17 protein-coding genes are annotated in these 20,737 nt (G+C 63.0%); 10 read left to right on the forward strand and 7 right to left on the reverse strand.

From position 1 onward, the window contains the following. Positions 1 to 147 precede the first annotated feature (147 nt). Genes Q0P52_RS18525 through Q0P52_RS18535 form a run of 3 tightly spaced genes read left to right on the forward strand, consistent with a single transcriptional unit; the run spans position 148 to position 5,988 of the window. Positions 148 to 1,356, forward strand: a complete 1,209-nt coding sequence (locus Q0P52_RS18525; RefSeq protein WP_293766098.1) for a response regulator — start codon at positions 148 to 150, stop codon at positions 1,354 to 1,356. Positions 1,357 to 1,375: 19 nt separating this feature from the next. Next, a complete protein-coding gene (locus Q0P52_RS18530; protein WP_293766097.1) occupies positions 1,376 to 2,101 on the forward strand; it encodes a response regulator in 726 nt (241 codons plus the stop codon). Positions 2,102 to 2,103: 2 nt separating this feature from the next. After that, complete coding sequence (locus Q0P52_RS18535; RefSeq protein WP_293766096.1) at positions 2,104 to 5,988, forward strand: ATP-binding protein; 3,885 nt, start codon at positions 2,104 to 2,106, stop codon at positions 5,986 to 5,988. A 240-nt stretch (positions 5,989 to 6,228) separates the two neighbouring features. Here the strand turns inward: Q0P52_RS18535 and Q0P52_RS18540 are convergent, their stop codons facing one another. The 4 genes from Q0P52_RS18540 to hemA all read right to left on the reverse strand — a co-directional run bounded on the left by Q0P52_RS18540 (position 6,229) and on the right by hemA (position 10,856). After that, a complete protein-coding gene (locus Q0P52_RS18540; protein ID WP_293766095.1) occupies positions 6,229 to 6,945 on the reverse strand; it encodes an MgtC/SapB family protein in 717 nt (238 codons plus the stop codon). 176 nt (positions 6,946 to 7,121) lie between these two features. Next, entirely contained in the window at positions 7,122 to 8,030 is a 909-nt protein-coding gene (gene gcvA / locus Q0P52_RS18545; protein ID WP_293766094.1) for a transcriptional regulator GcvA, read from the reverse strand. 496 nt (positions 8,031 to 8,526) lie between these two features. Continuing rightward, positions 8,527 to 9,603, reverse strand: a complete 1,077-nt coding sequence (gene prfA, locus Q0P52_RS18550) for a peptide chain release factor 1 (protein ID WP_293766093.1) — start codon at positions 9,601 to 9,603, stop codon at positions 8,527 to 8,529. Further along, positions 9,603 to 10,856 (reverse strand): glutamyl-tRNA reductase, encoded by a 1,254-nt coding sequence (gene hemA, locus Q0P52_RS18555; RefSeq protein ID WP_293766092.1) that lies wholly within the window; start codon positions 10,854 to 10,856, stop codon positions 9,603 to 9,605. Before hemA ends, prfA begins: the two co-directional genes overlap by 1 nt. Before the next feature lie 174 nt (positions 10,857 to 11,030). Between hemA and pdxH the strand changes: the two genes are divergently transcribed. Continuing rightward, positions 11,031 to 11,672: a pyridoxamine 5'-phosphate oxidase gene (gene pdxH, locus Q0P52_RS18560; RefSeq protein WP_293766091.1), complete on the forward strand. Its 642-nt coding sequence runs from the start codon at positions 11,031 to 11,033 to the stop codon at positions 11,670 to 11,672. A 12-nt stretch (positions 11,673 to 11,684) separates the two neighbouring features. Here pdxH and Q0P52_RS18565 read toward each other — a convergent pair whose 3' ends face one another. Continuing rightward, the gene (locus Q0P52_RS18565) at positions 11,685 to 12,599 is read right to left on the reverse strand and encodes a LysR family transcriptional regulator (protein ID WP_293766090.1); all 915 of its coding nucleotides are present in this window, start codon (positions 12,597 to 12,599) and stop codon (positions 11,685 to 11,687) included. A 274-nt stretch (positions 12,600 to 12,873) separates the two neighbouring features. On the opposite strand from Q0P52_RS18565, the gene speB reads away from it, so the two are divergent. Together speB and Q0P52_RS18575 are read left to right on the forward strand one after the other, a co-directional pair. Continuing rightward, complete coding sequence (gene speB / locus Q0P52_RS18570) at positions 12,874 to 13,827, forward strand: agmatinase (RefSeq protein ID WP_293766089.1); 954 nt, start codon at positions 12,874 to 12,876, stop codon at positions 13,825 to 13,827. A gap of 195 nt (positions 13,828 to 14,022) precedes the next feature. Continuing rightward, entirely contained in the window at positions 14,023 to 15,387 is a 1,365-nt protein-coding gene (locus Q0P52_RS18575) for a sodium:solute symporter (protein ID WP_293766088.1), read from the forward strand. Positions 15,388 to 15,521: 134 nt separating this feature from the next. Here the strand turns inward: Q0P52_RS18575 and fghA are convergent, their stop codons facing one another. Both fghA and Q0P52_RS18585 read right to left on the reverse strand, forming a co-directional pair. Next, positions 15,522 to 16,352 (reverse strand): S-formylglutathione hydrolase, encoded by an 831-nt coding sequence (fghA, locus tag Q0P52_RS18580; RefSeq protein WP_293766123.1) that lies wholly within the window; start codon positions 16,350 to 16,352, stop codon positions 15,522 to 15,524. A 90-nt stretch (positions 16,353 to 16,442) separates the two neighbouring features. Continuing rightward, positions 16,443 to 17,570: an S-(hydroxymethyl)glutathione dehydrogenase/class III alcohol dehydrogenase gene (locus tag Q0P52_RS18585; RefSeq protein ID WP_366062726.1), complete on the reverse strand. Its 1,128-nt coding sequence runs from the start codon at positions 17,568 to 17,570 to the stop codon at positions 16,443 to 16,445. 102 nt (positions 17,571 to 17,672) lie between these two features. Here Q0P52_RS18585 and Q0P52_RS18590 point away from each other — a divergent pair, with 102 nt between their 5' ends. The 4 genes from Q0P52_RS18590 to Q0P52_RS18605 all read left to right on the forward strand — a co-directional run bounded on the left by Q0P52_RS18590 (position 17,673) and on the right by Q0P52_RS18605 (position 20,285). Beyond that, a complete protein-coding gene (locus Q0P52_RS18590) occupies positions 17,673 to 18,569 on the forward strand; it encodes a LysR substrate-binding domain-containing protein (protein ID WP_293766087.1) in 897 nt (298 codons plus the stop codon). A gap of 171 nt (positions 18,570 to 18,740) precedes the next feature. After that, positions 18,741 to 19,364, forward strand: a complete 624-nt coding sequence (locus Q0P52_RS18595) for a 3'-5' exonuclease (RefSeq protein WP_293766086.1) — start codon at positions 18,741 to 18,743, stop codon at positions 19,362 to 19,364. Continuing rightward, positions 19,361 to 20,026: a Crp/Fnr family transcriptional regulator gene (locus tag Q0P52_RS18600; RefSeq protein WP_293766085.1), complete on the forward strand. Its 666-nt coding sequence runs from the start codon at positions 19,361 to 19,363 to the stop codon at positions 20,024 to 20,026. The genes Q0P52_RS18595 and Q0P52_RS18600 overlap by 4 nt, the downstream gene beginning before the upstream one ends. 67 nt (positions 20,027 to 20,093) lie before the next feature. Further along, positions 20,094 to 20,285, forward strand: a complete 192-nt coding sequence (locus tag Q0P52_RS18605) for a DUF2892 domain-containing protein (protein WP_293766084.1) — start codon at positions 20,094 to 20,096, stop codon at positions 20,283 to 20,285. Positions 20,286 to 20,737: the final 452 nt, after the last annotated feature.

Raw genomic sequence — 20,737 nt, forward strand, 5'->3', positions numbered from 1 at the left:
TTCCCTTGTCATGGATCATGCCGGATATTGTTTCTTTAAAATATAACCGGAATCCGGCCCGCTTTTATTAGGCAAGCCTTGCCCCGCGCCAAAGCCCGCTGCTATACCGAAATCATTACGGGGCCTTATTCAAAGACGGGAGACAACATGGCCACCCCCCCAATGAAGCTGCTGATCCTGGAAGATCAGGTTGTCCTGCGCAAGCTGATCTCCCGGCAAACCGGTTTTTTCAGTCGCTACCCAACCGATATCGACGAATTCAGCGACGCCGCCGAGGCCTTGCGCAGCGTGGCCGAACACCGCTACGACCTCATCATTACCGACATCGGCATGCCGGGCATGAGCGGCATCGATTTCATCAAGAATCTCTCCGCAATGGGCTGTAACGCCTCATTGCTGATCGTCTCCGGCTACGATGTCAAAATCTTGGAAGTCATCGCCTCGATGGGGCGGGCCCAGGGCTTGCCGGCAGTGCATTTCCTGACCAAGCCTTACTCCATGGATGCCTTTCTGGACAAGCTCAATCAGGTGTTCAGCGAGATGGAGCAGCGCGCCGCCCTCCAGGGGCTGGATCAAGGCAAATTCTGGGATGCTTTGAACAGCGCCAACACGCTCCTGCACTTCCAGCCCGTACGCGACCGCGCCAATCGTCAAACGCGGGGTTATCAATTGCGTTTCCTGCAACTGCCGGATGGCGGGCAGCACGTGGCGCTGACGCCCGAACTACTGCGATCGCTCAGCGATAACCCGCAGTTGCCTGCGCTGATCACCGAAACCTTGCTGGAACGGGTGGCCAACTGGGTAGCGTCCCTCCCAGAGGAAAGCCGAGCGGGAAAACGGTTCTACTTTGAAATCGGCAGCGAGGCACTGGCCTGCGAAAATCTCTTCGACCGCTTCGCCATGCAGTTGCGGCAGCTGCGTTTGCCCAACCAGCAATTCGGCTTTCTGGTCGGTCATGGCTTGCAGGAAGGCCGTTCGCCGGTGGGTTTTGAAAACATCGCCAAGCTCAAATACATCGGTTTCCCCCTGCTGGCCCACAAGCTGGAGGAAGGCGCCTTTACACTGGCCAACCTGCTGCGCCTGCCCTTCGACGGCGTCCACCTCTCCTGCAGGGCGCTGCGGTTGCTGGCCGACACCGGTCTTGGCGGCCCGTCGCCGCTCGGCTTCCTGCTGAATCTCGGCATTCCCGTCTCCCGCCTCACTGTCACCGGCATTGATCACGAAGCCGACATGGCCTGGCTGGAAGGCGTAGGCGACATCAGCTTGCAGGGCGAGCAAATTGCGCCCCTGCTCTCAAAACAGGCAATCATGGCCGATATAACAAGCGCTACCGAAGCCAAAGGAGCTTCGGCCTGATCGTTAACAAGGGGAAAACATGTCCATCGAACTGGGAAAACTGAAGGTGCTGGTCGTGGACGATCAATCCCTGGTGCGCACGCTGGTCAGCCAGGCCTTGGTCTCCATGGGAGTGAAAGCTGATCTTATTTCACAAGCCCCGGATGGCAGCACCGCCATGCGCGTCCTGGGTATGCGCCAGGTGGATCTGGTGCTGTGCGATGTGGAAATGCAGCCGATGAACGGCATGGACCTGCTGAAAGAAATCCGCTGCGCGCACACAGCCAATCCGTCCAATCTGCCCTTCATCTTTTTGTCCGGCCATGCCGACCGCAACAATATCGAAGTCGCTCTCAAGCTGAATGTGGACGGCTTTGTCGTCAAGCCGCCCAAACCGGTCGACGTGGAAAAGGCTATTGGCCTGGCCATGAAAAGAACGCGACCGGACATCGACCCTTTCCGCTACTACGAGGTCGACACCGGCACGGATTACGACCACAAAGTGTTCCGCCGCCTGTTTGAAATGCGCGAGCAAGGCGAAGAAGCCGCTCAACAGGAAACCGTCACCTTGCTGAGCGCCAGGGCCGACTCGGTGCTGGCGGCTGATTTGCGCAGCAAGTCCGGCCACCTGCTGTTGCCGCGCGGCGCCGTGATTTCCGCCAACCAGTTGGCCGTGCTGAAAGACTTCAGCGACCGTTATGGCGTTACCGAACTGATCATCGAGCCCGTGCCGGACGCGGACAGCCCCCAATCCGCTGAAAGCTGACCGTGAAACCGTCGCTGCCCGCCGGCTGGCTCAACATCCGCATGCCCAGCCATACCCGCTCCATCAGCCGGGCAGTCATGGCTATCGTGCTGTTGCTGGGCTTGCTGCAATTGGGCTGGATTATGGAAATGATGGCGGCCGGGCTGGAAAGCTATCACCAGGCGGAACAGATGTCGCGCGTCAACAGCGCCGGTAACCAGCTCTACAATTCTGCCCGCCTGCTGCGCGACGAAGCCATCCAGACCCGCACCATCCTTTACAACGGCCACAGCCCTTCCCAGGATGAAACCCAGAACCTGCGCAGCCTGCGCCTGCGGGGCGATGACGCGTTGCGGCAGGCCAGGGAAAGCATCAACGCCGACTTCTCGGATGCCCCCAAGGGCGAGCTGGCCAACCTTGAGTTGCAGTTCACCAACTATCAAAACCTGCGGCAAGACGCAGACAACGCCCTGGCCGACATGCGTGGGCCGGATGAGGATCTGGGCCAGCAAGTGGAACTGGCGTCCCGTCACCTGCAAAACGCCATCAGCGACATGCAGGCGCGGCTACTGAGCTTCACCAACCCCGGCGATTCCGCGCTGCATTCGGCCAGCGATGCCCTGCAGGAAATCTGGGGCATCAGCAACAGCATGCGCGGCACCGCGCTGGCGCTGGTGCTGCGCAGCGACACCAACGCTCGCCTGAGCGATTCGGAAGAGGTCGAACTGCAATCCGCCGCCGAGCGCGGCAATCTGCTGCTGTCCAAATTGCTCGTCGACACCAAGCGCATTGACGACGCGCAGTTGAGCGATCTGGCGTCCCAGCTGAACGACCTTACCCGGCGGCTTGTCGCGCTGAATGCACACCAGCTGCAGGGCATCGACGCGCAAACCCCGCCCGACCTCGATCAGGCCGATCTCTACGACATGCTGTCCTCGGTGCAGGCCACCACGCTGGAAGCGTTCAAACTCACACAAGAAAGAGTAGAGACCCTGGCAACCGATGCCCGGCGCAAGGCGGAGAGAAAACTGTTTCAGGATGCGCTGATCGGGCTGTCGCTGATCGGCCTGTGCCTGGCGCTGCTCTACCTGATGGTGGGCCTGGTGTTCAAGCCGCTGCACCGTCTGCAAGCCATGCTTGACGGTGCCGGCGTGGCCATTCTCACCATCGATGAAGCAGGCAACATCGTTTCGGCCAACCTTGGGGCGCAACGACTGTTCCGCCTTGACCAGCAAGACATCCTAGGGCTGCCGGCGCGCAAGCTACTGCACTTCGATCTGCCGCTGGAAGACGCGATACAGCTGACCGAGCAACTGGACAGCCAGAACATTCCCGGCATGGCGCTGCATGCCGATGGCGAAACGTTTTACGTGGACATGACGCTCAGCCAGTTTCAGGCCCACGCCGAACATCCGCTGTACATGCTCATCATCCGCGATGAACACCAGCGCCGCATGGCGGAGCAATCGCTGGCGCACAATCTGTCCATGCTCTCCGCCACCTCCCAGGTGGAAAGCATGATGCTGAGCCATCGTCCTCGCGAAGAAGTGCTGGAAAGCACCTTGCGCCAATTCCTGCGTTACTCAGGCGCGCGCGCCGGCTTCATGCTGAAAATCGACCAGTTTCCGGACGATCGTTATCAGATCAATCTGCAAGCCGGTCAATGGCCCGCCAACCTTCCGCCGCTGTCCGAAGTGGTGCACGAACACCGTCCCCTGGTATGGCTGCTGAACCGGCTGGCGGAAATGCCACCCTGGATTTCCATGCCTGTCACGCTGGATGAAGACGTCCTGGCGCTGGTTTGCCTGCTGGACCCGGATTTCCACCTGCTGGACAAGGGCATGCAGCCCTTGATCGGCTTGTACGCCAACATCCTCGGCTTTTACGAGGAAGAGGACCGCCGGCTGGATTCCGAATCGCAGCTGCGCTCGGTGCTGCAAGAAGAAGAGGCCATTTACTCTGCCTCCCCAATCGGCTTGCTGCGCCTCAACCATCAATTGCAAATCGTGCGCGCCAACCACACCGCCAGCCTGGTGTTCGGCAGCGACAGCCAGAGTCTGGCCGGCATGCATTTGATGGAGCTGATCGCTTCCGACGCCAGCTGGTATGAGCTGACCAGCCAGCTGCAACAACTCCCGCACAGCCCGCAAAAAGTACGGTGCGAACTGGAGTGCCTCAACGCCGCCGGCGTGCCGATCTGGGTGCTGTTTGAAGGCATGCTGCTGTTCCCCGAACAACCCGACGAAGGCTACATCCTGGCCTGCCTGGACATCACCGAGCGCAAGCTGGCCGAATTCGAGCTGCGCACCGCGCGCGACCAGGCCAATGACGCCAACCGGGCCAAGAGCGCCTTCCTCGCCACCATGAGCCATGAAATCCGCACGCCCATGAATGGCGTCATCGGCATGCTGGAACTGTTGTCCATGACCCCGCTGGACGACGAACAAAAAGACCATGTCCACACCATCCAGACTTCGGCCAACACCCTGTTGCGCCTGATCGATGACATCCTGGACTTCTCCAAGATCGAGGCCGGCAAGCTGGAAGTGGTGGCCGCGCCCACCGCCGTCTGGCCGCTGCTGGAACAAGTACGCAGCCTGTATATGGAAGCGGTGCAGCGCAAAGGCCTGCTGTTCAATCTGGATATCGACGCCGCCCTCGCGCGCGGCCTGATGGTGGACCCGCTGCGTTTGAGGCAGATCCTGCTCAACTTCGTCAGCAACGCCGTCAAATTCACCGCCAGCGGCAATGTCTCGCTGGCGGCACGCGTACTGGACGAGTTCGGCGGCAAGCAAGTGGTGGAATTCGCCGTGCGCGACTCCGGCATCGGCATCAGCGCGGAGAACCTGACGCACTTGTTCCAGCCTTTCACGCAGGCGGACTCCAACACCACCCGCCGCTTTGGCGGCACCGGCCTGGGCCTTGCCATCTGCCGCCGACTGGCGGAACTGATGGGCGGCGAAGTGAAACTGGAAAGCCAAGCGGGCCAAGGCACGGTCGCCACGCTGAAGCTGACTGCGGCCATCGTGCCCGACGAACAGCTGGAAGATGATCACGAGCATGAGCAGACCAGTCGCAACCTCGCCAAAACCCCCACCTCGCCCAAGCCGGAAAGGGTTGACGGCATGTCGCTGCTGTTTGCCGAAGACAACCCCACCAACCGCAAGCTCACGCTCAAACAGCTGGAAAAACTGGGCTACCCGGTGGACTGGGCCGAGGACGGCGCACAGGCTTTCGCCTTGTGGCAAAAGGGTAGCTACAGCCTGTTGCTGACCGATTGCCACATGCCCGGCACCGATGGTTACCAGCTGGCCAGGCTCATCCGCTCCTATGAGGCGCAACATCCCGAACGCGGCCGCATGCCCATCATCGCCTGCACCGCCAACGCGGGTCAGGAAGAAATGGACAAGACCCGCGAAGCCGGCATGGACGATTTCCTTACCAAACCCCTCTCCATCAACGCCTTGTCCGCCACGCTGGAAAAGTGGCGGCAAACCATGGCCGACAGAGAACAACCGGAGACAAGCATGACCGACATCAGCCCAGCAGCCCAAACCGGCGACGCCTTGCCGGTGGATCGTTCGGTGCTGGAGGTATACAGCGACGGCGATATCGCGGTGGAGCTGGAGATCCTGCATGACTTCGACACCGCCAACGACGAAGACATGGTCACGCTGCGTCAGGCCATCGCCGCCGGCGACGCGGAAGCCATTGCCCGCGCGGCGCACCGTGTGAAGGGAGCCAGCCGCATGGTGGGCGCCAACCCCACCGGCAATGCGGCGGAAGCCATCGAAAAAGCCGGCAAGGCCGGCGAAGCAGGCAAAGCCGCTGAGCTGATGCCGTTACTGGAAGCCTGTCTGGCCGATTTCAAACACTGGGTACAGGCGCAGGAAACCGCCCAAGCCTGAACGAAGAACACAAGCAAAAGGGCGCAGACCCTGTCTGCGCCCTCGGCCTGCTGACAAACTGATCGGATGAGCTTGCGCGGGACCCGCCCTGCGACTCCCCTGCAGATGCCGCGGCCCTCCCAGTGAGGGCCGCCAACAAAACCTGGCAGAGGCCCTGAACCAAGGCGTGCCGCCGCAGGCGGTGCCCGGAGTGCGACAAGGAAGCGCTAGGCAGGCGCGGGGGGCTTGTGTGCCCAGGTCCTACTCGTTGACGCCGGTATTCCAGTAGGCCTGGCTGATCCACTGCTTGGCCACCAGCGCGGTGATCACCGCGTCCAGCTCTTCCGACTCCACCGATGTGGCCGTCAGCGTCGCCTTGATCTCCACCTCGTCCTCGCCAAAAGGCTCCACGTCCAGTTCGCTGATGGGATGCTGGCCTTGCTCCAGCAGTTGGTCGATCAGCTCCATGGCGGCTTTCTGCTTGTCGCGGCCGGCCACTACGCACAAGGTGAAGGACAGTTCGCTGGCCGCTTCGTCCAGCGGGGCGCGGTTGACCGCATTGACGATAGGGCGCAGCAGGGTGTTGGCCGCCAGCACGAAAACCGTGGCCAGCACGGCTTGCGACAAGAGCCCCGCGCCAGCGCAGGCCCCCACCGCCGCCGAGCCCCACAGGGTGGCCGCGGTATTCAGCCCGCGCACGTTCATCCCGTCTTTCATGATGGTGCCCGCCCCCAGAAAACCCACGCCGGACACCACATAGGCCACCACCCGCACCGCGCCGTCCGGGCCGGACAACTGACCGGCCATGTCCACGAAAATGGCGGCAGCCACCGCCACCAGCGCATTGGTGCGCAAGCCGGCGGTACGTTGGCGGAACTGGCGTTCGAAACCGATCAGCGAGCCGCAGATGAAGGCCACGGTCAGGCAGAGCAGGGTATTGAGCAGGGTCGGGACATTGAAGTGGGCAAATGACAACATGGATCACTTCCTGAGGCGCGGAATCAAGAAACAGGCGGCGATGGCCGCGGCGCAAAAGCCATCGGGCGCCGCCTGCGGTCGTCAGGTCAGCGAAGCGCGACGCGGTCTTCGGCCAACCTTGCCAAGGTTGGCCGCATGGTAGCACAGGCGGGAGAGAACAGAACGGGCCGGGGCGCTCAGAAGTTGTGGCTGACCGCTTCGCTGCGCGCCACGGTTTGCACCAGCCAGTCGCGGAAAGCGCGAATCTTGGGCAGCTCGGCCATTTCGTGGGAGTACATCAGGTAGTAGGCCCACTCGGTTTCCAGCACGGTATCGAAAGGAATCACCAGCCGGCCGCGCTGCAGGTCGTCCGTCACCATGGACACCTGGGCCAGGGTGACGCCCATGCCGGCGGCGGCGGCATGCAGCGCGTATTCCAGCGCGTCGAAGGTAACGCCGCTTTCCGGATTGATGCCACTGACGCCCGCCAGCTTGAGCCAGCGTTCCCATACATCCTGATCGCGCCAGGGGTGCAACAGGGTGTGGTGCTGCAAGTCCTGCGGCGTACGCAAGGGGTGCTCGCCCGCCATCAGCGCCGGCGAACATACCGGCACCAGTTTTTCCCGGCTGATACATTCCACGCGCAGGTCGGGCGACACATCCGGGCGCGCCATGCCGATGATGGCCAGATCGTACTCGGCGCGATTGAACGGCTTGTCGTGTATCAGCTGCGTGATCAGATGCAGGGTGTATTCCGGGTGCCGGCTCTGGAAATCCGGCAGATTGGGCAGAATCCAGCGCATGGCGGGGGTGGGCGGAATGCGCACGCGCAAGCCGCTCTGGCGCAGGCGCAGCACTTCGCTGGCCTCGTGTAGCAACTGAAAGGCTTCGCGGGCCGGCTTTTCCAGCGCTTCGCCCTCGGCGGTCAGGGCCAGGCCGCGCGCCTGACGGATAAACAGCGGCGTGCCGTAAAACTCCTCCAGCGTCTGCACATGGCGGCTGACCGCGCCCTGGGTAAGGTGCAGGGCCGTGGCGGCACGGGTAAACGACAGGTGTTCGGCGGCGGCGACGAACACGCGCAGGGCGTTCAAGGGAGGCAGTTTCATGGCGTATGCTCTTTATTCATGGCTGACATGATTATAACTGCTTTGTCAGCTTTTCAGTGACTGGTTATCCTTGGGCAAACATCCTTGTAAATCAAGCCATCATGGCTTGTTAACGCCAAATGGCATTTTCTTCCGCTGAAACGGCGTTTTTCGCCTGATTTTCCCAGCAATGCCCTGCGCGCATGGATGATACCCTCTCACGCTCCGACGCCGCGCCTGTTGCAGGAAGCGGACGGCGAGCAGGCGCGACAGCGCCGCAACGATTGTCCTTCCATCTCCACAATTGGGAACGGCCGGTCCTTACCTCTGGGGCCCGGCCGATTTTTTATTCGTGCCGCTTGCGTGTGCCCACTCGCGCCGCCGCAAATCGACAGGCAAGAAAAAAGGCCACTTTCGTGGCCTCAAGATTCGGAGAAAAACGCCGGGCAAGCGCCCGGCTTTTTCTGCAGCGGCAGTGTACCCCGAGCCGCCGCCTTCGGCAAACCTCATTCAGTATTCAGTCGCCCATCGCCGCCAGCAGTTCCGCTTGCTGCTCCGCCACCAGCGCGTCGGTCAGTTCCTGCAGATCGCCGTCCATCACTTGATCCAGCTTGTACAGCGTCAGGTTGATGCGATGGTCGGTGATGCGGCCTTGCGGGTAGTTGTAGGTACGGATGCGCTCGGAGCGGTCGCCCGAACCGATCAGGCTCTTGCGCTCAGCCGCTTCCTTCTGGTTCTTCTCGCGCAGCTGGATATCGTAGATGCGCGCCGCCAGCACCTGCATGGCGCTGGCCTTGTTGGCGTGCTGCGAGCGGCCGTCCTGGCACTCGGCCACGATGCCGGTGGGCAAGTGGGTGATGCGCACCGCAGAGTCGGTCTTGTTGATGTGCTGACCGCCCGCGCCGCTGGCTCGGAACGTATCGATGCGCAGATCGGCCGGGTTGAGCACCACTTCAGCCACTTCGTCCGCTTCGGCCATCACCGCCACCGTGCAGGCGGAGGTATGGATGCGGCCCTGGGTTTCAGTGGCCGGCACGCGCTGCACGCGGTGACCGCCGGATTCAAACTTGAGGCGGGAGTAAGCGCCCTGTCCCACCAGCCGGACAATCACCTCCTTGTAGCCGCCCAGATCGGACTCGCTGGCGGAGACGATTTCCACCTGCCAGCGATTGCGTTCCGCGTAGCGGGTGTACATGCGCAGCAAGTCGGCGGCGAACAACGCCGCTTCGTCGCCGCCGGTGCCGGCGCGCACTTCGAGGAAGATGTTCTTCTCGTCGTTGGGGTCCTTGGGCAGCAACAGCTTTTGCAGCTCGGTGTCCAGCGCGTCAAGGCGCTCGCGGCCGGCGTTGATTTCCAGCTGGGCGAACTCCTTCATGTCCGGATCGGACAGCATTTCTTCGGCGGTGGCGATGTCGGCCTCGCACTGGCGATAGGCGGTGAAGGTTTCCACCACCGGGGTCAGCTCGGCGTGTTCGCGGGTAAGCTTGCGGAACTGGTCCATGTCGGCAGTGGCCGCCTCGCTGGCAAGCAGGTGTGTCACCTCCTCCAGACGATCGGCCAACTGCGACAGTTTCGTCGCAATCGACGGTTTCATTACGACTCCGGATGTAAGCGGTACAGACGGGAGATGAGATCCACCACCGCGTCGTGTTCAGGCCCGCGCGCCGAGGACAGGGCCTGGGTGGGCGGGTGCATGAGTTTGTTGGTGAGCTGTTGCGACAGGGATTCCAGCACCTTTTCCGGCGCTTCGCCCTTGGCCAGCTGCTTCATGGCGGCTTCCAGCGCATGGCGACGCACGCGGTCGCCCTCGTCGCGCAGCGCCCGGATCAGCGGCACGGTTTCGCGCTTTTTCAGCCAGTCGGTGAATTCGGTCACGCGGCTCTGGATGATGGACTCCGCTTCTTCAGCCGCTTCCTGCCGCGCCTCGCGACCCACTTCCACAATGCTGGCGATGTCGTCCACGGTATAGAGGAACACATCGTCCAGCGCGCTGACTTCCACTTCGATATCGCGCGGCACCGCCAGGTCCAGCATGAAGATGGGGCGATGACGACGCGCCTTGATGGCGCGTTCCACCAGCCCTTTGCCGACGATGGGCAACTGACTGGCAGTGGAGGTCACCACCACATCGTAACGCGGCAGCGCGTCGGGCAGCTCGGACAGGGTGATGGCGTTGCCGCCAAACTGTTCCGCCAGCTTTTGCCCCCGCTCCAGCGTGCGGTTGGCGATGGTGATACAGGAAGGTTGCCGGGCGGCGAAATGGGTGGCCACCAGTTCGATCATCTCCCCCGCGCCGATGAAGAGCACGTTCAGCTCGCCAATGGTGGGGAAAATCTGTTCGGCCAGCTTCACCGCCGCAGCGGACATCGACACCGAACTGGCACCCACCGCCGTGCTGCTGCGCACTTCCTTGGCCACCGCGAACGTGCGCTGGAACAAGCCGTTGAGCAAGGAGCCCAGCGTGCCCACCTGCTCGGCGGCGCGCACCGCGTCCTTCAGCTGGCCGAGAATCTGCGTCTCGCCCAGCACCATGGAGTCCAGGCCGGAAGCAACGCGGAAGGCGTGGCGCGCCGCGCTGGTGGCGTCCAGCTGGTAAAGATAAGGGCGCAGCTCGTCCACCGGCAGACCATGAAACTGCGACAACCACTTGAGCGCCTGCTCCGGATTATTGCTGTTGCAGTAGATTTCTGTGCGGTTGCAGGTGGAAACGATGGCGGCTTCCTGCGCGGCATGCGAAGACACCAGGCTTTCCAGCGCCTTGGGCAAGATCTCTGCCGGAAAGGCGAGTTTCTCCCGCACCGACAAGGGCGCGGTTTGATGATTGAGACCAAAGGCAACCAGATGCATGGCAGAGAAAGAAGGGTTAAGGCCGCAGGGCGAACGGGGTATTTTAGCCTAAGTTGCGCCTATCGTCCTTCTCCGAGATGGCGCAACTGCGCCGCTTGCCACAGTCCACCCCCGGCGACGCGCTCGTCGCGAGGGGCGATTGCCAGTACCATGACGGTCTACAGGAGGCCGATCATGTCGCTTAATCTCGCTGATATCCGTCAGGAATATTCCCAGAAAGAACTCTCGCCCGACGACTGCCTGCCCGACGCCGTGGCACAGTTCGAGGTATGGCTCAACGAGGCCATCGCCGCCAAAGTCAACGAACCCACCGCCATGAACGTGGCCACGGTGGGCCCGGATGGCCGCCCCAGTTCGCGCATCGTCCTGCTCAAAGGGGTGGAGGAAGGGCAGTTGCTGTTCTACACCAACTATCTCAGCCGCAAGGGCCGGCAACTGGGCGAGCACCCCTACGCCGCCGTGACTTTCTTCTGGCCGGAGCTGGAGCGCCAGGTGCGGGTGGAAGGCCGGGTGGCGCAGGTGGCGGCGGAGGCCTCGGACGCCTACTTCGCCAGTCGCCCCTACACCAGCCGCCTGGGGGCCTGGGCCAGTGAACAAAGCACGGAAATCTCCTCCAAAGCCGTACTGGTGACCCGCGCCGCCATGTTCGGCGTCAAGCACCCGGTCAGCGTGCCGCGTCCGCCGCACTGGGGCGGATACGCGGTGATTCCCGATCGCGTGGAGTTCTGGCAAGGCCGCCCCAGCCGCTTGCACGACCGCGTGCTCTACACGCTGGCCGACAACGGCCAGTGGCTGCGCAGCCGCCTCGCGCCCTGATCGCTTCCGCCTTCAGTCCTGCGCCGCCGCCCCCGCATGGGCAGCGGTCAGATCATCAATGAAGGCAGCGATGCTATCCCTGCCCGCCGCGCCCTTGCGCGTTACCAGGTGGATTTCCGGCTGATAGCACAACAAGGCCTCGTTGAGCGGGCGCAACAGACCCTCCGCTGCCAAAGGCCGGGCAAAGTGCTCCGGCAAAAAGCCCAGATGGCAGCCTGACAGCACCAGCGCCGCCATGGCTTCCATATTGTCGGCGCGCGCCGTCACCCGCCAGCGTTCATAAGGCAGCCCGATGGCCGGCAGCGGATAGGTGCGCCAGGCCCAGTCGTAGCGTTCCGCCGCCGCCAAGCCCACCGCGCCGGCTTCGGCAAACAGTGGATGGCCTGCCGCGCAATAGGCCAGCTGCCGTTCCCGCAATAGCAGCCGGTAATCCAGGTTGGCCGAACGGTGCCAGAAGTAGCCGATGCCCAAGTGCAGTTGGCCATTGATCAACGCCTCTTCCAGCATGCCGGGCGGCAGCATGGTGATGATCAGCTCCACCTCTTCATTCCGCTGGCGAAAACGGCGTATGGCGTCGGACAGCCGCTCGCTGCCGCGCAAGGTGGTATGCCCCACCACGCCCACGCGCAACTGCCCCACCAGTTTGTTTTCCAGACGGCGCGAGCCGGCGCAGAAACCCTCCACAGCATCCAGCAGCTCGCGACACGCCGCCAGAAAACGCTCGCCGCGCGCCGTCAGCGCAAAACCGGCGCGCCCCCGCTCGCATAGCCGGTAACCCAGTCGGGTTTCCAGCGCGGCCAGCTGGTTGCTGATGGTGGACTGACTGACATTGAGCGACGCTTGCGCAGCCGACACGCCACCGGCTTCGACCACCGCCATGAAGACGCGGATGAGGCGCAGATCCAGATCAGACAAGGTGTTGAGCATGACGATGGTCGCCCGGCGCAATTAAGAAAGGGTATTTATTACATTCAGATGGATGAATGTAAACAGTGGAACACGGTGATTTTTCTCAATGTGCGCGCTGCCTAGACTAAGAGCCGCTGATAAAACCGCGCAGCCACCCCGGGCCCAGGCGCGCCGACGCAGGCAGTACAGGAGAGTTCGGCAAGGAAGCGCCACGCGGAAGCAGGGAGGGTTGCTTAGCGGGTCTCAGCTTGGTTGGCTCATGCCGACTACCCATTCTCAGCCAGGAACCACCATGTCCCACCACACCTTGAATCAGCCGCTGGGCGGCAACGCCATGCCGCGCTTCGGCGGCATCGCCACCATGATGCGCCTGCCGGCTGCCGACAGCGCCGCCGGTCTGGACGCGGCCTTTGTCGGCCTGCCGCTGGACATCGGCACCTCCAATCGCAGCGGCACCCGTTTCGGCCCGCGTGAAATCCGCAACGAATCCGTGCTGCTGCGCCCCTACAACATGGGCACCGGCGCGGCGCCGTTCGACACCCTGCAAGTGGCGGACCTGGGCGACATTGCCACCAACCCCTACAACCTTGCCGACAGCGTGGCCCGCATCGAAACGGCCTATCGCGACATCCTGCGCCACGATGTGATTCCGCTGGGCATTGGCGGCGACCACACCGTCACCCTGCCCATCCTGCGCGCCATCGCCGCCAAACACGGCCCGGTGGGGTTGATTCATGTCGACGCCCATGCCGACATTAACGACGAGATGTTCGGCGAGAAGATCGCCCACGGCACCACTTTCCGCCGCGCCCAGGAAGAAGGCCTGCTGGCCACGGGCCGCGTGGTGCAGATCGGCCTGCGCGGCAGCGGTTATGCGGCGGAAGACTTCGACTGGTCGCGCCAACAGGGCTTTCGCGTGGTGCCGGCGGAAGCCTGCTGGCACCGCTCGCTGCAAGCCCTGATGGCGGAAGTGCGCGAACAGATGGGCGATGGCCCGGTGTACCTGAGCTTCGACATCGACGGCATCGACCCGGCTTTTGCCCCCGGCACCGGCACGCCGGAAGTGGCCGGCCTCACCGCGCCGCAGGCGCTGGAAGTCGTGCGCGGCTGTCGCGGGCTGAATCTGGTGGGCGCGGATCTGGTCGAGGTGTCCCCGCCCTACGACACCAGCGGCAACACGGCGCTGCTGGGCGCCAATCTGCTATTTGAAATGCTGTGCGCGCTGCCAGGCGTTATCACCCGTTAAAACCCGTTTCTCCTGATCCTGCGTTGCGCCGGCTTGCCGTGCTTCATGCGCTGCCTGCGTCGGCGCGCCCAGGCTCAGGAGCGCTACCAAGGTTTGGCCGCAGCGCCAAACCTTGGCCGGCTTCAGGCCGCCGCAGAGCGGCCCTTGTCATAACCACCCTTTGTGCTGCAAAGGTCTACTTATCAGGAGAAAACCATGACGCTGGACGTACTGGTGGTATTTATCTACATCGCGGGCATGCTGTGGCTGGGCTGGCTGGGCATGCGCCGCGCCGACAGCCGCGAAGCCTTTCTGGTGGCCGGCCGCAATCTCGGCCCTGGTTTTTACATGGGCACCATGGCCGCCACCGTGCTGGGCGGCGCTTCCACCGTGGGCACGGTCAAACTGGGCTACCAGTACGGCATCTCCGGTTTCTGGCTGTGCGCCGCGCTGGGCTGCGGCATTCTGGTGCTCAACCTGGTGCTGGCCAAGCCGCTGCTCAAACTCAAGGTATTCACCGTGACGCAAGTGCTGGAGCGCCGTTACAACCGGCTGGCGCGCCGCACCAGCGCGCTGGTGATGTTGATGTATGCGGTGATGTTGTGCGTCACCTCGGTACTGGCCATCGCCACGGTGATGCAGGTGCTGTTCGAGCTGCCATTCTGGCTGGCGGTGGTGGTGGGCGGCGGTGTGGTGGTGGTGTACTCCGCCATCGGCGGCATGTGGTCGCTGACACTGACCGACATCGTGCAATTCCTGATCAAGACCTTCGGCCTGATGCTGGTGCTGCTGCCCTTGTGCCTCTACAAGGCCGGCGGCTGGGATGCGCTCACCGCCAAATTGCCGCCGGCTTTCTTTGACGTCACCCATATCGGCGTGGACACCATCATCACTTACTTCGTGATCTACTTCTTCGGCATCCTCATCGGTCAGGACATCTGGCAGCGGGTATTCACCGCCCGCGATGAGAAGGTAGCGCGCCGCGCCGGCAGCCTAGCCGGCCTGTATTGCATTGCCTATGGCTTGGTGTGCGCCTGTATCGGCATGGCGGCGCGCGTATTGCTGCCGGATCTGGACAACCCGGGCAACGCCTTCGCCGCCATCGTCAAGGAAGAACTGCCGGCCGGCGTGCGCGGGCTGGTCATCGCCGCCGCGTTGGCCGCTATGATGTCCACCGCCAGCGCCGCGCTGCTGGCGGCCTCCACCACGCTGACGGAAGACTTGTTCGGCAAACGCGACAGCCTGTGGCTGGACCGGCTCACCGCCTTTGCCACCGGCCTTGCCGTGCTGGGCATCGCCATGCTGGTGAGCGATGTCATCAGCGCACTGACGCTGGCTTACAACCTGCTGGTGGCGGGCATGCTGGTGCCGCTGCTGGGGGCGATGTTCCTGCCGCGCGCCAGTACCGCCGGCGCGATCGCCAGCATGCTGCTGGGCTGCGGCGCGGCCATCGCCAGCATGGTGGTGTACGGACTGGACGCCAATCAGCCCATTTACTTCGGCCTGGCCGCCAGCCTGGCGGGTTTCCTGCTGGGCAACCGGCTCTACCCGGCGCCGCAAACCATCGCGCAGCAGGCCTGAGTCTGCCAGCCCTTCCCGACAGCACGGAGGCACTTGCAATGCGCGGTGCCCATGCGACAACGCCGTTCACTCCTGCGGGTGAACGGCGTTTTCCCATGCCAAAACCGGCATCGCCGGGCTCGTCCGGACCCGACTCAATCCAGCAGGTAGCGCGCATGAAAGCGCAAATGTTCGTCGATCAAGCTGGCGATGAAGTAATAGCTGTGGTCGTAACCCTCATGGCGGCGCAAGGTGAGCGGATAACCGCTCTGCGCGGCCGCGCGCTCCAGTGCTTCCGGCTTGAGTTGCTCGGCGAGGAAACCATCCGCCAGCCCCACATCCACCAGCGCCGGCAACGTTTGCCGCGCTTCACTCATCAACAGGCTGGCGTCCCATTCTGCCCAGACGCCGCGCTCTTCGCCCAGATAGGCGGAGAAGGCTTTCTGCCCCCAGGGCGCAGCCACCGGATTGGCGATAGGCGCAAAGGCCGACACCGAGCGGTAACGGTCCGGCCGTTTCAGCGCGCACAGCAAAGCGCCGTGTCCGCCCATGCTGTGTCCGGCCACGCTGCGTCGCTGACTCACCGGAAAATGACTGTCGATCAGCGCCGGCAACTCGTCCGTCACGTAGTCGAACATGCGGTAATGCCGATTCCACGGCGGCTGGGCGGCGTTGAGATAGAAGCCCGCGCCTTGGCCCAGGTCGTAAGCCGCGTCGTCGGCCACGCCTTCGCCGCGCGGGCTGGTGTCCGGCGCCACCAGCGCCAGCCCCAGCTCTGCCGCCATGCGCTGCGCGCCCGCCTTCTGCATGAAGTTTTCATCGCTGCAGGTCAGGCCGGACAGCCAGTACAGCACCGGTACCGGGCCGGCCGCAGCCTGTGGCGGCAGGTAGATGGCAAAGCGCATGCGGCAGCCCAGCACGGCGGAATCGTGCTGATATTGTTTGTGCCAGCCGCCAAAGGATTTGTTGCTGCTGATATTGTCCAGATTCATCGGCATGGGTCCGATCATGTTGGCCGAAGGGCGCGCCCTCAAGCGGATGGAAACGGCCCCGCGCAGGCGGGGCCAAGGCCGGCATCAGCGCGGATAATGCACCACCGAGCGGATGCTCTTGCCCTCATGCATCAGGTCGAACGCCTGGTTCACCTCTTCCAGCGGCATGGTGTGGGTGATGAAATCGTCCAGACGGAATTCGCCTTTCAAGTAGCGCTCCACATAGTCCGGCAGCTCGCTGCGGCCGCGCACGCCGCCAAAGGCGGAGCCTCGCCACACGCGCCCGGTAACCAGCTGGAAAGGCCGGGTGGCAATTTCCTGTCCCGCGCCGGCCACGCCGATGATCACCGATTCTCCCCAGCCCTTGTGGCAGCACTCCAGCGCCGCGCGCATGACTTTGACGTTGCCGATGCACTCAAAGGAAAAGTCCACCCCGCCATCGGTCATGTCCACAATCACTTCCTGGATCGGCTTGTCGAAATGCTGCGGATTGATGCAATCCGTCGCACCCAATTTGCGCGCCAGCTCAAACTTGCCTTCATTGATGTCGATGCCGATGATGCGCGATGCGCCGGCCATGCGCGCGCCGATGATGGCGGACAAACCGATGCCGCCCAAGCCGAAAATGGCCACGCTGTCGCCGGCCTTCACCTTGGCGGTGTTCATCACCGCGCCCATGCCGGTGGTGACGCCGCAACCCAGTAGACACACCTCCTCCAGCGGCGCGGCCTTGTTCACCTTGGCCAGCGAGATTTCCGGCAGCACGGTGTACTCGGAGAAGGTAGAGGTACCCATGTAGTGGTAGATGGGCTGGCCATCCTTGGAGAAGCGCGTGGTGCCGTCCGGCATCAGGCCCTTGCCCTGGGTGGCGCGGATTTTCTGGCATAGGTTGGTCTTGCCGGATTGACAGAACTTGCACTCGCCGCACTCCGGCGTGTAGAGCGGAATCACATGATCGCCCACCGCCACGCTGGTAACGCCTTCGCCCACCGATTCGACGATGCCGCCGCCTTCATGACCGAGAATGCAGGGGAACACGCCTTCCGGATCATCGCCCGACAGGGTGAAAGCGTCCGTGTGACACACCCCGGTGGCCACCATGCGCACGCGCACCTCGCCCGCCTTGGGCGGCGCCACCTGGATTTCTTCAATGCTCAAGGGCTGGCCGGCGGCCCAGGCCACGGCGGCCCGGCAAGTAATGACGTCACTCATCTGAGTCTCCTGCTGCAGGTATGGGGAAGAGGCTCATTGTATTGCCGACAAAATTGTTGATAATCCTGTCATTTGGTAAATGATTTTTTCTGTGAGGAAATAATGACGGATTGGCAAGGCATCAACGAGTTCGTCAGCGTTGCAGAGCACGGCAGCTTTACCCGTGCCGCCCAAGCGCTGGATCAGTCCGTCGCCCACGTCAGCCGGCAAGTCAGCAGGCTGGAATCGCGCCTGCACGTGCAACTGCTTTACCGCACCACCCGCCACGTCACCCTGACCGACAGCGGCAAGCTCTATCTGCAACACTGCCGCCAGTTGCTGGAAGGGTTGGCCGAAGCGGAACGGGCCATGTCGCGCCATCTGGCGGTGCCGCAGGGCAAGCTCAAACTCACCGCGCCGGTGGCCTATGGCGAAAGCCACATTGCCCCGCTGGTGCTGTCTTTCCTGCAACGCCATCCCTCACTGGACATCCAGCTCAATCTCACCAATCAGGTACTGGATCTGGTGCACGAAGGCTACGATCTGGCCATTCGTCTCGGCCATCTGAGTGACTCCAGCCTGATGGCGCGCAAGCTGGCCAGCCGCCGCCAGCATGTCTGCGCCGCGCCGGCCTATCTTTCGCGCCACGGCCAACCCAATAGCCTGTCGGAACTGGAGCAACACAACTGCCTGCTGGGCACCAACGATGTCTGGCATCTGCAGGAGCAAGGCCGGCGACGCCTGTTGCGTGTGCGCGGCAATCTGCGTTGCAACAGCGGCCATGCACTGACCGAGGCTGCGCTACAAGGCCAGGGCATCGTCCAGCTGCCGGACTACTACGTGGCGCGCCACCTGCGCGACGGCAATCTTGTGGAGCTGCTGGCGGCTTACCGCGAGCCGGACGAAGGCATCTGGGCGGTGTTTCCGCACAATCGCCAGCTCTCGCCCAAAGTGCGCATGCTGGTGGACCATCTGGCGGAACAGTTGCCGGGGCTGCCGGAAGAGCGCCGGCAGCACTGAAAGCGGCTAACAACACCTCGCAAAGGCCCCGAACCCGGGCACGCCGGCGCAGACAATGCACGTTGCAAGACAAGGAAGCCGACGAAGGGCCGGCTTTTACTCGCGGCTCCAAGGATGGCAAGGCCGCCCGCCTGTCGTATCATGGCCGTTTCATCGTCAGCGCCCCGCCCCATGAGCCTTACCCGCCAGATACCCAAAGAAGAAATCAAGTCCATGCCCCTGTTTGCCGCGCTGACACCGGATGACGTTACGCTGGTGGACAGTGAAGACAGCCTCGCGGCGGCGCTACCGATCTTGCAAGGCGCCGGCATTCTCGGCTTCGACACCGAGTCCCGCCCCACTTTCCACAAGGGTGAAGAGTCTGACGGCCCTCACCTGTTGCAGCTGGCCACCGATGCGCATGCCTGGCTGTTTCCCATCCGCGACGGTCAGCTGCCAGAGGCCGTGCGACAACTGCTCGCCGACCCGGCTTGTCAGCTGGTGGGCTTTGATCTGGTATCGGATCGCGCCCGCCTGAAAAGCCGGCTCGGCATCGAGTGCCAGGGCATCATCGATCTGGGTCATCTGATCCGCTCGGACGCGCCGCGCATCACCGTTGGCGCGGTACAAGCGGTGGCAAGGCTCTTCGGCCAACAGTTCCATAAATCCAAGAAGCTCTCCACTACCAACTGGTCGCGCCTACCGCTCTCTCCGGCGCAACAGGCCTATGCCGGCAACGATGCCTGGGTGGCGCTGCGCATTTATCGGGAACTGGCCGCTCGTGGCGCGCTGCCCGCCAACAAGGCTGCGACATGAGCGACTGGACTCTCGCCTTCCCCGCGCTTGCCGCCCTGGATGCGACCAGTCGACAAGCACTACAGGCGGCAAGTCAGCCCGTCGACCTGCCCGCCGGCATCACTGTTTTTCACGAAGGCAGTCCCTGTCAGCTCTACCTCTTCCTGCTGGAAGGACGGCTAAGGGTGCAAAAGCTGGCGGAGAACGGTAGGGAAATTACCCTTTACCGAGTGGAAAGCGGCGACACCTGCATCGTTACCACCGCCTGCCTGATGAGCGGCCGCGCCTATAACGCCGAGGGCGTGACAGAAACGCCGGTTCACGCCATGGGCCTGCCAGTGCCGGCCTTCCGCCAGCTATTGGCTGAGTCCGCCGGCTTCCGCGATTTCGTCTTCAGCACCTATGGCGAACGCATTGCCGACCTGCTGTTGCTGATCGAAGAAGTCAGCTTTGGCCGTATCGATCAGCGCCTGGCTGGCAGCTTGCTGACGCTACCCAAACAGGACGGCGTGCTCGCCATCACCCATCAGGAACTGGCCGTGGAGTTGGGCAGCGCCCGCGAAGTGATCAGCCGGCAACTGAAAGAGTTTGAGCGTCGGGGCTGGATCAGCCTGGCCCGTGGCCAGATCCGCCTGCAAGATGAGCCTGCCTTGCGCCAGTTGGCCGACAAGCACGCTGTGTGATGTAGTCACAGACGGCAGGTAAGGTCCGCTCTAGCATGAACATGTCAACCCAAAAAGGAGTCCTGCCATGTCCCCGAATGTCGGCGGTATCGACCGCATCCTGCGCATCGCCATCGGCCTCGCCCTCATCGGCGCCACGCTCGCCGGCCTGTTGCCCGCCTGGGGCTGGATCGGTGTCGTGCCGCTCGCTACCGGGCTGATTCGCTGGTGCCCAGCCTACCTGCCTTTCGGCCTCAAAACCTGCAAACCGCGTCAATAAGCCATTCCGCCGGCAGGCGCACCTGCCGGCTTTCTGCTTTTTCACTCCGCCAGCGGCTTGATCATCCCTCCCCTTTCGCTCCCCGTTTAGCTTTTCCCACAGCCTCACCCATCCTGGGGACTGCCACCCAAAACAGCGACACTGCCTCCTCCCACAGCCATGGAGCCTGCGAGATCGCCGACTTTTTAGCAACCTGCGCGCTGTTTGCCTGAATTTGGAAATCGCCAGACTAGACTGCTCGGTTAGCCGGGAGGGGGTCAATGACACACGTTTGCCGAAGAGTCTGGCAAGGAGGCCAAAGACCCGATGGGGAGGCGGCGCATAAGCCGCGCGTTGGCCAGGGTCTGGCTGCGGGTAGCGACGACAGGGCGGGGGGTTTGCCGAAGGCAGGCGCGTAGCCACCCGGCAAACACAATGCACAAAGCCCAGCTCGTCTGAGCTGGGCTTCGTCA

This window comes from uncultured Aquitalea sp. (assembly GCF_945957525.1).
Lineage (GTDB): Bacteria > Pseudomonadota > Gammaproteobacteria > Burkholderiales > Chromobacteriaceae > Aquitalea.